Origin of the sequence: Novipirellula aureliae (assembly GCF_007860185.1) — a bacterium.
Classification (GTDB): Bacteria; Planctomycetota; Planctomycetia; order Pirellulales; family Pirellulaceae; genus Novipirellula_A; species Novipirellula_A aureliae.
Map to the genome: position 1 here is coordinate 1,232,295 of NZ_SJPY01000001.1, position 12,006 is coordinate 1,244,300.

9 protein-coding genes are annotated in these 12,006 nt (G+C 54.3%); 4 read left to right on the top strand and 5 right to left on the bottom strand.

Features of this window, described 5'->3' with window-relative positions:
* Positions 1–3 precede the first annotated feature (3 nt).
* Genes Q31b_RS04665 through Q31b_RS04675 form a run of 3 tightly spaced genes read left to right on the top strand, consistent with a single transcriptional unit; the run spans position 4 to position 3,211 of the window.
* Entirely contained in the window at positions 4–933 is a 930-nt protein-coding gene (locus Q31b_RS04665) for an AAA family ATPase (RefSeq protein ID WP_231617297.1), read from the top strand.
* Positions 933–1,427 carry a hypothetical protein gene (locus Q31b_RS04670; RefSeq protein WP_231617298.1) on the top strand — a complete coding sequence of 165 codons (495 nt, stop codon included), beginning with the start codon at positions 933–935 and terminating at the stop codon, positions 1,425–1,427. The genes Q31b_RS04665 and Q31b_RS04670 overlap by 1 nt, the downstream gene beginning before the upstream one ends.
* Positions 1,424–3,211 (top strand): permease, encoded by a 1,788-nt coding sequence (locus Q31b_RS04675; protein WP_146598439.1) that lies wholly within the window; start codon positions 1,424–1,426, stop codon positions 3,209–3,211. Before Q31b_RS04670 ends, Q31b_RS04675 begins: the two co-directional genes overlap by 4 nt.
* Before the next feature lie 127 nt (positions 3,212–3,338).
* On the opposite strand, the gene Q31b_RS04680 is transcribed toward Q31b_RS04675, so the two are convergent.
* Entirely contained in the window at positions 3,339–3,797 is a 459-nt protein-coding gene (locus Q31b_RS04680) for a hypothetical protein (protein WP_146598440.1), read from the bottom strand.
* Between the two features lie 949 nt (positions 3,798–4,746).
* Here Q31b_RS04680 and Q31b_RS04685 point away from each other — a divergent pair.
* Positions 4,747–5,535 carry a transposase gene (locus Q31b_RS04685; RefSeq protein ID WP_146598441.1) on the top strand — a complete coding sequence of 263 codons (789 nt, stop codon included), beginning with the start codon at positions 4,747–4,749 and terminating at the stop codon, positions 5,533–5,535.
* 659 nt (positions 5,536–6,194) lie between these two features.
* Here the strand turns inward: Q31b_RS04685 and Q31b_RS04690 are convergent.
* Genes Q31b_RS04690 through Q31b_RS04705 form a run of 4 tightly spaced genes read right to left on the bottom strand, consistent with a single transcriptional unit; the run spans position 6,195 to position 11,954 of the window.
* The gene (locus tag Q31b_RS04690) at positions 6,195–6,506 is read right to left on the bottom strand and encodes a hypothetical protein (protein ID WP_231617299.1); all 312 of its coding nucleotides are present in this window, start codon (positions 6,504–6,506) and stop codon (positions 6,195–6,197) included.
* A 52-nt stretch (positions 6,507–6,558) separates the two neighbouring features.
* Positions 6,559–9,735, bottom strand: coding sequence for an efflux RND transporter permease subunit (locus Q31b_RS04695; RefSeq protein WP_146598442.1), 3,177 nt, complete (start codon positions 9,733–9,735; stop codon positions 6,559–6,561).
* 22 nt (positions 9,736–9,757) lie between these two features.
* The gene (locus tag Q31b_RS04700) at positions 9,758–11,215 is read right to left on the bottom strand and encodes an efflux RND transporter periplasmic adaptor subunit (RefSeq protein ID WP_231617300.1); all 1,458 of its coding nucleotides are present in this window, start codon (positions 11,213–11,215) and stop codon (positions 9,758–9,760) included.
* Positions 11,216–11,258: 43 nt separating this feature from the next.
* Entirely contained in the window at positions 11,259–11,954 is a 696-nt protein-coding gene (locus Q31b_RS04705) for a potassium channel family protein (RefSeq protein ID WP_146598443.1), read from the bottom strand.
* Positions 11,955–12,006: the final 52 nt, after the last annotated feature.

Sequence of the window (12,006 nt, forward strand, 5' to 3'; positions counted from 1 at the left end):
GTGATGGAAAACGAAACACAAGCCGTGCTGAGTTGTCTGCGTGAACAACTTGGCCGCGTTCTTTTAGGAAAATCCGAACAGATCGAATTGGTAATCGCCTGTTTGCTCGCCCAAGGGCATTTGTTGCTGGACGATCTACCAGGAACCGGCAAAACGACGCTGGCGAAGGCGCTCGCGGAATGTTTGGGCGGACGACTAGCACGCGTTCAATGCACCCCAGATCTATTGCCGACCGATGTGACGGGATTCAATCTGTTCAACCAGAAGACCCGCGAGTTCGAGTTTCATGCTGGCCCGGTATTCGCAGACGTTTTGCTGGCCGACGAATTGAACCGAACGACGCCGCGAACGCAAAGTGCATTGCTAGAAGCGATGGCAGAGCGGCAAGTCACGATCGATGCGGTTCCGCATCGACTATCGGAAACCTTCTTTGTCATCGCGACCCAGAACCCGATCGACTCGCACGGAGCGTACCCATTGCCCGAAGCCCAGTTGGATCGGTTTACGATCAAGCTACAAATCGGCTATCCCGATCGCCAAGCACAACTCGGCATCTTGGAAAACGCTTCGAAGGGGGACCGTGACGATGATTTGCCGCACAGCGTTTTATCGCTGGCGGATTTGCGGAAGATGCAACAACAAGTGCAGACGATCAGCGTGCACGAGCGGGTTCGTGAGTACTTGGTGGATCTGGTCGAAGCGACGCGACACGATGCGTCGGTTCAACTGGGTGTCAGCCCAAGGGGCATGTTGCATTGGCAACGAATCGCTCAAGCGTGGGCTGTGCTGCAAGGCCGTGAATTTGTCACGCCCAGTGACGTGGCCAAGGTAGCGTATCCGGTATTATCGGTTCGTTTGCTGACGACGACCGACGATGTCGATTCAGCGATTGAACGGATCATGAAGCAAGTGCCTGCTCCGGAGTACAAGTAATGGATGTTTTGCTTTGCGGAAGTCGTCGAGATTTTCGGAAAAATGGCAAGTCTTCAACGTCGAAACTCTTGACGAGTTCCGCGACGATGTTGTTGGGGATTGTCATTGGCTGTGGGTCGCAAGACTCCGCGCCGAAGACGTCGTTGTTTGCAGATGACCACACGGTCGCCGAACATTGGCCCGAGGATCTTCCCGACGCTGCCGCGAAACTCCGTGAGCGTCTGGCTTTGTCGGAAATTAACAAGTTGACACGCAAAGAAATCGATGATTTGGTCGGCTGGACGGCGGAAATCGCTGCCGACACGAACCTTTCTGAAGCGGACTGGCTTCCTCTCCATCACGCGACGCAGTCATTGATGACAAAGCTCCGTGCCACGGAAGACGGCCTGAACAGAGACGAAGCATCGCAAATTGAAGCGTTGTGCCAATTGATCGATGATGCGGTGCGGAGAATCCCTGAACACCCCCCCAGCCTGAAGGTGACGTCGCCATGAATCAATCCGTTTCCGTGATGTTGCTTGGTGGGCTGATTCGCGTGCTGCAGGGTTTCGCTGCAGCCGCGCCAACATTGCTTGTCGGTTTACTGATCGCGTCGATTCTTCGTTACTACTTGGGCGGTGTGGGTACGCGACGATTGTTTGGTGGCGAGAGTCTTCGTTCGCTGCCACAGTCCTGGTTGGTCGGCATGTTACTGCCGGTTTGCTCGATCGGCGTGCTGCCAATCCTGTTTGAAATGCGACGAGCGAAAGTCAGACCCGGTGCAATGTCAGCGTTCGCGCTGTCGGCTCCGTTGTTTAACCCGCTGTCGCTGCTGTACGGCCTCACCCTCAGCCGACCGTTGGTGATCATCCTGTTTGCGCTGGGGTCATTGGTGGTCGTGACGGCACTGGGTCTGTTTTGGGACGCGTTTTCCAAGTGGCGGAGACTTCCAGCCTGCGATGATAATGACAGGCTAGAAGCCTATCCCACAGGTGATGACAGGCTAGAAGCCTATCCCACAGGTGATGACAGGCTAGAAGCCTATCCCACAGATGATGACAGGCTAGAAGCCTATCCCACAGGTGATGACAGGCTAGAAGCCTATCCCACAGATGATGACAGGCTAGAAGCCTATCCCACAGGTGATGACAGGCTAGAAGCCTATCCCACAGGTGACCATTTGATTGGACTCCGCCGCGTCTTTGCGACCATCGTCCACCTCGCTCGCGAGGCGACAGGAACAAGCATGCTCATTGCCTTGGTCGCCTTGTCGGGTTTGGCGTTACTCGCCGCAATATTGCCCTATGGTGCGATGCAGCATGAAGTCGAACGAGACGACGTGTGGGCACCGCTGAAGATGTTGTGCGTCGCGGTGCCAGTCTATGCGACGCCGATGTTGGCAATGAGTCAAATGGGCATGATGTTCCAGCACGCCAATTCGCCCGGCGCTTCATTCACGCTATTGATATTGGGTGCGGGGATGAACCTTGCGACGCCACTTTGGTTCGGACGCCATTTCGGGTGGAAAGCAGCAGCGTCATGGGTGGCATCGTTGCTCGTCATCGTGCTGGGAATCTCTTATGCGATCAACAAACCACTCGTTCCGCCGGGCGTCGAACCGGCTGGGCACACGCACGCGTTCGACATCTATACAAACCCACTGACCGCGTCTCACTCGTTCGGTCTGCAATCGGTTGTCGACACGGTTGCCAAAGATCTCGACATCCGTGCGGTCGCGTCCTTGATTGCGTTGGCCATCATTTTAACAATGGGCATGCTGTTTCGCATGCTCAAGATTGACGAGGCATCGCTGATCAAGAACGCCAAAGCGGAATCGTTCGCGTCATCGCTGCGCAACAACGATGCAACACCACGTCGTGGTCTAGATATCGTTGTCCCGCCAAATGTAATCGGTGCTACGATGTTGGCAGGTTTAGTCGCGCTGAGTATCGTCGCGTGCTATGCGTATTATCCGTCTCCCCGTGAGTGTTTGGCAGAAATCAGCACGGCACGTACAGAGTGTCTATCGGCGGCCAATAGCGGGCAGGTCGATCATGCATTGTATTGGCTGCCGGTCTGGGAAGATTGGAGCCGGCGTCTAGAAGTTGGCACGTTCCTTCGCACCGGTCAGGTTCGCCCTTATCAGCGTATGCAAGGCTATCTGATTCGAAAAAAACTAGAGAACCTGGAACATGAACTAGAGCACGATCCGTTTGAACCACACGAGACGAAGCAGGTGGTTCAGGATATTATGGCGACAAACTCCCGCTGGACGAGTTCGTTTCGACCGCCCGAGTGAATTCGTAGCGTTGGTCGATTCCGAGGGTTCCACCATCACATGCCAGCATCATCGATCCGCTCGGAGAGCAGAGCTGTGCTCGCATCCAACGTGGCGAGAACCGATGTAGAGTTTGTCTACGGTGTGGTCAGAGTCCCGAGAGTTGTCGGTTGTAATCAAACTGTAAATCGGGATGGACTCTCTCGATCGCCTTGTCAATCTTCTTGAGCTGTGCCGCGTACATGTTCTCGCTCACGCGGCAACCGCCAAAACGGATTCGCATGTCCTTGATCCGCCGGCAAAAGTGAATCCTCACCTGTAGCTCGGTTTCCTTATCACCGGAAAACCGCAGCGATTTGTCCATCCAGCGAATCACTTTGCGAAGCGTCTTTTTATGAATCTTTCCAGAGGTGTTCAAGTGCAGGTCGATTTCGTCACACAATTCATCCGCGTAACCGATCTCATCATGCGATTTCATTAACAAGTAGGTCAACAACTCTTTGCTTTCGACTTTGAACTTGGCCAACCGAACACAGACATCGAGCAGATCTTCGCGATCGAGCTTTGCAAGTTCCTTCTTCAATTGACTAATCGTGGCGGCTTTCATGATGTTTCAAAAGTTGGCTAACGCATTGAAAATGATAACGGGAGAATTGTGCCACATCGTACCCCGCCATGACAAAGTTTGGAAATGCGTCTGCTCTTGCGAGGAGTGGGAATCACCATGAACTTCGTCAGAACGCCCCTATTTTAGGTAGTTTGTGGTAACATCTCCGCTGAACGCCGTTTTCAAGATAACGCGAAGTGGCTGCGCAGACCATGATCGACCGCATTGCCATTTCCGGATACCGTTCGATCACTGTACAGCTCGGGCAATGGAACGTGATGACGGGGGAACAGGTCGGGAAAGTCAAATCGATATCGTGCTGAATCGGTTCGTCGGGCGGGGCCGAAGAAGAGTGGTAAGGATCCGGTGAGTTTGCGGTTGTGGCTGACCCCATATAATCGCGGCGCGGTGCGTAGGCACGAGCAGTGACTCGTTGGCTCCGCCGGGGCAAGCCCGTAGCGGAGGCCTAAAGATCTGGAAGGAGGAAAGATTGGCATCATTGGTAGCTGCCACTTGAACGCTCCGACCGGGACAAGCCCGGCGGAAGCGAGGAACACAACTGGCCGCTACTGCTCCGATGATAAACTCACCAACACTTCCGTCCGGGCTTGCCCCGGCGGAGCAGACAAGTGCCGGCTACTGCTCCGATGATAAACTCACCAACGCTTCCGACCGGGCTTGCCCCGGCGGAGCAGACAAGTGCCAGCTACTGCTCCGATGATAAACTCACCAACACTTCCGACCGGGCTTGCCCCGGCGGAGCAGACAAGTGCCAGCCACTGCTCCGATGATAAACTCACCAACACTTCCGTCCGGGCTTGCCCCGGCGGAGCAGACAAGTGCCGGCTACTTTCGCTAGAATGAAGAGAAATAGAAAACCTCTCCATCCTCACGATCTCCGCTACGGGCTTGTCCCGGCGGGATCAACGACTTGGATTGACGCGAAATCATGGAACCAATCTACACTGCCGACAACACAACCAATGCGTATCAACTCAATTGGTCGCTCGCGCTGTTCGGGAAATCTGAGTTGCCCAAGCAATCTGCTTGGCTCGAAGAGCTGCAACTCGCAACGGCAGTCGATGGTGTACGAATTCTCTCAAGTCATGTTCGATCTGGAAATACGCTTCAGTTCCTTGTCAGCACTCGTCCCGCGTCGTCACCTTCGGATATCGTTCGCAGTGTCAAAGGCCGCTTTCAGTATTTGATACGTGGTCGCATCCCAAAGGCGTTCCGACGCAACTATCATATCCAAAGCACGGGCGAAGCGAACTCAAGCGTCCTGGATCAATATGTCGCTGGACAAACGACCAAGCATCCTATGGCCGACGACGACACACAAGCTCGCCTACAAGCAATCCAGTTCCATAACCATTCGGTCGATCTCTCGAAACTTACCATTGGCACTTACGGGCAATTCCTGAATTCATTGCAGATCATTGTGGAGAATACGGGAGGCTGGAATGAGGTGCGTCATGCCCAGTTAGAGCGAGTGCGAAATGTGATCATTCGTGCTTGTGAGAAGAAAGAGTGGCAGTTGTCGCGCATTGGATTACTGAGCAACCATGTGCATGTGTTGCTCGGTGCCAGCGTGACAAAATCACCACAATCGGTTGCGTTATCGCTGATGAATAACATTGCATACGTGTACGACATGAAACCGATCTTGAAGTTCAGTTACTATGTAGGAACGTTTGGTGGTTATGATCGCGGCGCGGTGCGTAGGCACGAGCAGTGACTCGTTGGCTCCGCCGGGGCAAGCCCGTAGCGGAGGCCTAAAGATCTGGAAGGAGGAAAGATTGGCATCATTGGCAGCTGCCACTTGAACGCTCCGACCGGGACAAGCCCGGCGGAAGCGAGGAACACAACTGGCCGCTACCGATCCTACCATAAACTCCCAACCGCTTCTGTTCGGGCTTGCCCCGAATGGCGTGTACTGAAGGAATTCTGAAACGTGAAAAACCCTTCCGTCGAGCTTGTCTCGGCGGAGGAAACAAGTGGCGGCTACAAACCGCATGCCCGAAAAGAAATTCGCCCCACCTCTACGAATCGCCGGAGGTGATTCGTGGGGGTGGGGCGAGCGTGGAATTTTGCGTTCATGGTAGCTGCCACCCGTTGCTCCGCCCGGACAGACCGCCCGGACAAGCCGGACGGAAGCAGGAAAAACACCCCTGTGATACTCACTCCATTTTTCTTAAGTCCACGTCATTCGGGACAAGCCCGGCGGAGCAAGCAAATCGATCTGCACGACGATGATATTCTGTAGACATTGGATAAAGCGAGAGTGCTAGAGAATACACTCGAATTCTCATCCTCCGATGTCGTACCAGAACGACTGTTGATCGAACTGGCCAGCATCCTAGGTCGAACTGCCGAGAGAGCCGTGGCGCTGACCACTCACCAGCCGATACTGATCGAGACGCCACCACCATACCGCGGGTAATCATAACCGCGATAATACGATCCGTAGTAACTACCATAACGACGGACGTTAACGGATACCGGTGATGGGTAGTAAACCGGGGGGCGATAGTATTTCACGACCGGCGCGACATAGACTCGCTGTACAACGACAGGGGCAGGAGCGTGATACGCATGGCGTGCTTGGCGACGAGCGTAGCCGCGTCCACCGAAGGCGTCAGCGTCGGGTGCGGAAAAAGCAAGAGAAGTCGCGACAGCGACGACGGCAAGCAAAATCATCTTCAACATTTCGGAATCTCCAAAGGTTTGGGTTTCGTCCATCCGCGTTACAGCCGAGCCCTTACTCGGCCGCGTCATCCGTCTCATCGATCAATTCCCCGGCGGCCGGCGTTTCGATTGCAGGTGAAACCGCGGGCTGCTTCGTTCGCCACTCCGCTAGTCGTTGGAACACAACGAAGAAAGAGGGGACAAACAAAAGTGAAAACAGTGTCGCGGCGATCATCCCACCAACGACGGCATTTCCGACGGATTGTCGACTCGCAGCACCTGCGCCCGTCGCAATCAAGAGCGGGAGAAAACCAAGGATCGACGAAAACGCTGTCATCAGAATCGCGCGAAAACGAAGGGTCGCGGCGTTGTAGGCCGAGTCACCTATGGAAACACCTTTCCGTCTCTCTTCACTGGCAAACTCTACAATCAAAATCGCGTTCTTACTTGCCAAGGCGACAAGCAGTACCACGCCAATCTGAGTGTAGGTGTCGTTCGGCATGCCACGTACAACGAGTGCGAATACGACGCCAAGCACTGCCAACGGCACCACGGCGATCACCGCAGCGGGGCTCGTCCAACTTTCGTATTGTGCAGCCAGAACCAAGAAGACGGCGACAATGGCTAACAGGAATATCGTCGCCTGTCCACTGCCAGCCAGCTTCTCTTGAAACGAGATCCCGGTCCAGGCGTATCCGAACCCAGGTGACATCCGAGAATCCGCCATTTGCTCCATCAGATTCAATGCCTCGCCGGAACTCGTGCCCGGCGCAGCCGAACCGTTGATCGCAGCACTCGGATACAGATTAAAACGACGCACCACGGAGGGGCCAAAATTCTCTTTCACATCGACAATCGCGCCAAGCGGAATCATTTGTCCGGCATTGTCGCGAACGTCAAGTTTTTCAATGTCGCTAGCCGATCCGCGAAATTCGGCTTCGGCTTGGACGCGAACTTGATAGGAGCGATTGTTGTAGGTGAAATCATTGACATACGCCGATCCGAGATAAGCTTGCAAGGTTCCGAACACCGTTTCCAACGGTACGTTCAAGTTCTTCGCTTTGACACGATCGACGTCGACGAACAACTGCGGAGCGTTCGCTCGAAACGCAGAGTTGAGACCCGCCAAACCCGTTTGGCCATTCCCCGCTTCGACGAGATCTTCAGCCGTCGCTTGCAGTGCCGCGTAACCGCCGCCACCCTGGTCAAGCACTTCCATTTGAAAGCCGCCAGCCGCACCGAGGCCGTCGATCGGCGGCGGCGCAAACGCGAACACGACACCGCCTTGAATTTGACTGAATCGCTCTTTCAAATGGTCCAAAATCGCCGGCAAGCTCTCCTCAGGATCGGTTCGCTCGTCCCAGGGATCCAGAATAAGGATCGAGAAACCAAGATTCGAACCGGCATAACCACCGAGTAGCGAGTATCCAGCGATCGAAACGTTATCCGCCACCCCTGGGATGTCGCTGTAGATCGCTTCCACTTGTCGCATCACCGCTTGCGTCCGCTCGCTCGAGGCGGCATCGGGCAGTTGTACATTGACAAACAAATAACCTTGGTCTTCATCCGGCACGAATCCGGTTGGCAAGGCGTTAAAAGTAACGCCGGTCGTACCGACCAATGCAACGTATGCGACCATGACGATCAACACGAGGCGTACGAACCAGCGGATCACAAAACCGTAGGCCGAAGTCGCTCCGTCGAATCCTCGGTTAAACCATCGAAAGCCCACAAAGCTGGATTCCTTCGGTGCTCGAAGCAGAAGTCCACACAACGCGGGGCTGAGCGTGAGCGCATTGAGCGTGCTGATTAGAACCGCACCGGAGATCGTCAAAGAGAATTGCTGGAAGAGTTGGCCTGTGATTCCGCCCATGAACGCGCTGGGCACAAACACAGCAAGCAACACCAGAGTCGTCGCGATCACGGGACCTGTGATTTCCGACATCGCTTTGACGGCCGCCTCCTTGGGCTGCAAACCATCGGCCAAATGGCGTGTTGTATTTTCCACCACGACGATCGCATCATCCACGACGATCCCGATTGCCAACACAATCCCGAACAGCGACAGCATGTTGATCGAAAAACCAATCATGTTCATGATCGCAAAGGTACCGATTAGCGAGACAGGGATCGCGACAACGGGGATGATCGTCGCACGCCAATCCTGCAAGAAGATGTAAATAACCAGCACCACCAACAGGACGGCGATCGCAAGCGTGTTGTAAACCTCTGCGATCGATGCCTCCACGAACAGGGTCGTATCGAATCCGACCGTGTACTGCACTCCCTCGGGCCAATTGTTGCTCGTGTTCAGCTCTTCCATCTTTTCACGCACCAATGCTGCGGTGGTTAGCGCGTTGGCTTCGGGAAGCTGATAGATTGCGATGGATGCCGAAGGTTCCCCATTGAAACGCGAATCAAACGTATAATCTTTCCCACCCAACTGGACACGCCCGACATCCTTCACACGCAACGCCCGCCCATCACTGGCCGTCGCGATGATAATGTCTTCAAACTCTTCTTTGGCCACCAATCGCCCGCGTGCACTAACGGTCAACTGATACGCGGTTCCGGACGGAGCGGGCGGTGCGCCGATCTTTCCGGCGGCAACCTGTACGTTTTGTTCACGGATCGCAGTGACAACATCGGCGGTCGTCAAACTCCTTTGCTTCAGTTTGCGTGGATCGAGCCAAATCCGCATGCTGTAGTCACCGGCACCAAAGACGCGGACTTCACCGACGCCGTTCACACGGCTCAGTTCGTCCTTGACCGTCAGCGCGTAATTGCTCAGGAAGAGGTCATCGAGATCACCCGCGGGCGCAGTCAACGAGATAAACTGCAAAATTTGCGTCGATTGCTTTTTGGTCGTGATCCCCTGCGAACGAACTTCCGCAGGTAATTGCGCTTCAGCAATGGCGACTCGGTTTTGTACCAGCACCGACGCGATGTCGATATCCGTTCCCACATCAAACGTCACGGTCAAATTATAGCTGCCGTCGTCCGAGCTGTTCGACGACATGTAGATCATGTCTTCGACGCCGTTGACTTGCTGCTCGATGGGAGTCGCCACCGTATCGGCGATCGTGCGGGCATCACCGCCAGGATAAACGGCGCTGACGCTGACGGTCGGCGGCGCAATGGGCGGGAACTTAGCAACTGGCAGCGAGCCGAACGAAACGAAGCCGGCGAGCACGATAATAATCGAGATCACCGAGGCGAAAATCGGACGGTAAATAAAGAAGCGTGACATCAGGCGATTGCTTTCTTTCGATTCATTCGACTTCGGAAGGACTCGTCGCACTGCTGCCAGTTGCAACTTCAGGCGTAGGATCAGATGGCGAGAATCCTCGCATCAACGTTTGCTCGTCGAGCTCAAGTTTTTTGTCGATCGGATTGACCTCCAGGCCAGGTCTCGCTCGTTGGAGCCCGTCAATGACGACGCGTGAGTCGAGGGTCAATCCCTTTTCAATCACTGCCCAGCCACTGATCGTCTTGGCTACCGTGACCATGACACGCTCCACCTTTCGCTCAGCATTCACAATCAAAACGTATTGGCCTCGTTGGTCACGAAGGACCGCGTACTCTGGAATCAACATTGCCTCGACCGATTTGCCGGTCGGCACTCGGACCAAGACAAATAAACCGGGCAGCAACAAGTCGTCAGGATTGTCGAATTGGGCGCGAAGTCGCAGGGTCCCAGTACTTGCATCCACCCCTTCCTGGTCAATATATTCCAGCACGCCTTCGAATGGGAAGCCTTCATCCGTTTCCCGTTTTAAGAAGACCTTGGCTGTGCTCCAATTGGACTCAGCGACTTTCTCGCCAAGCTTTAACTCCGCTCTTCTTTTGCTCATAAATCGTAACATGTCACGATCACTGACGCTAAAGTTTGCAAACACATGGCTACGGTTAACCACCGCGGAAAGTTTTTGCCCATTATCAACAAGATTACCTTGTTTGATATCGGTTGTAGAGATCCGCCCGCTGATCGGCGATTTGACGGTGGTGTAGTCGAGATCCAACTGTGCTTGAGCAAGTTTGGCAATACTTTGCCCCTTGGCGGCGTTCGCTGCCTGCACGTTTGCTTTGGCGGACTCCAACGCGGCCAACGCAGACTCATTCTCTGCGACCGCGGTATCCAGCTCGGCCTCCGACCCAGCGTTCTGGCTGAGCAGGCTCTTGGCGCGATCAAGGTCCTGCACCGTTTTCTTGACTTCCGCCTCTGCCGTTCTCACGAGTGCGTTGGCAACGCTGATAGCGGCCTCGGCAGCGGCCACCTCGGCCGACGCTGAATTCACGGATGCCTGATACTGCGTCGATTCGATTTGGTACAGAACGTCACCGACGGCCACTTCCTGGCCCGGTTCAAACGCAATCGCTTCGACAAATCCCCGCACACGAGCCCGCACGTCCGCTTCATCGACGGCCTCGATGACACCGTTTTGTTCCAAGAAAGGAGTGATCGATTGCTGCACCGGTTGCGACACCGTCACCTCAGGCGGTGGTGGCGGATCGTACTCATTTTCCGAGGACGTACACCCAACCACACTCAACAGACCATACAGAATCAGCAAGCGGGTGGCCGTTTTCGATTTCAATATTCCCATCGTTCCGTGCCCCGTCAATTTGGTTGTAAGTGATCGCGTCGAAGTGTTGTCGTTTTGGGAAGACCATTTGCTACTGCTTCGGTAATTGAGCAAAAACGGTGATTCGCGTAAAGGAGGCGTCAAACGGTGATCCATCCGATGCCCAGACGGGGGCATGTCACCAGCACTATTTTTGCTCCGCAATATGCAACCCGACGAGTTTGGCCACAACGATGGCTAAGTACAGTTGACCAACCATCGCCTCAAGCGTGGCGAGAGTGCGTGCCGGTCGAGTGATGGGAATGATGTCGCCGTAGCCAAGTGAAGTAAGTGTTACGTTACTAAAATAGATCAGGTTGCTTACCGTGTCCTGATGGATGCCCACGCTATCCGAGAAGGGCGATAATGCAAAAGCCCCCGGTTGAAAGGTTTCCAATAGTGAGAAGACAAATGCAAAAAATAGTCCAATAACAAAATAGATACATGCGGCACCAACAATCCGATTCAAATCAGCGGGCCCCTTCCGAAAAACACTCTCCGCAAGCGATAGGATCAACAGCAGAAAAACGACGACATAGCATGAATCGGTTGCAGCGATCAACAAGACGGAATGATGGAAATCCGCATAGGACGCAAGAAGGAATCCAATCCCGCCGATGGTGAGCGCCGAGATCATCCGGATTTTCGAACTGGAAAGTGTGCGAATTGCCGAGATCACGACCACCAGAAACAATAGATTGAACAGGCCTCGCTGAATGCCACTTTCAGAAGATAAGAAACTTTGGCTCAGTTGCAACAGAACCATTGTCACCAACAAATCGAGATGACTTAGACGCAGGGCCCAGCCCAATGCAGATCGGTCGTGTCGGTTTGCAGAAGTCATAGCGATGAAAACCTAAAGGATATTTATGATTACGCCCGGTTAACACGCCGCG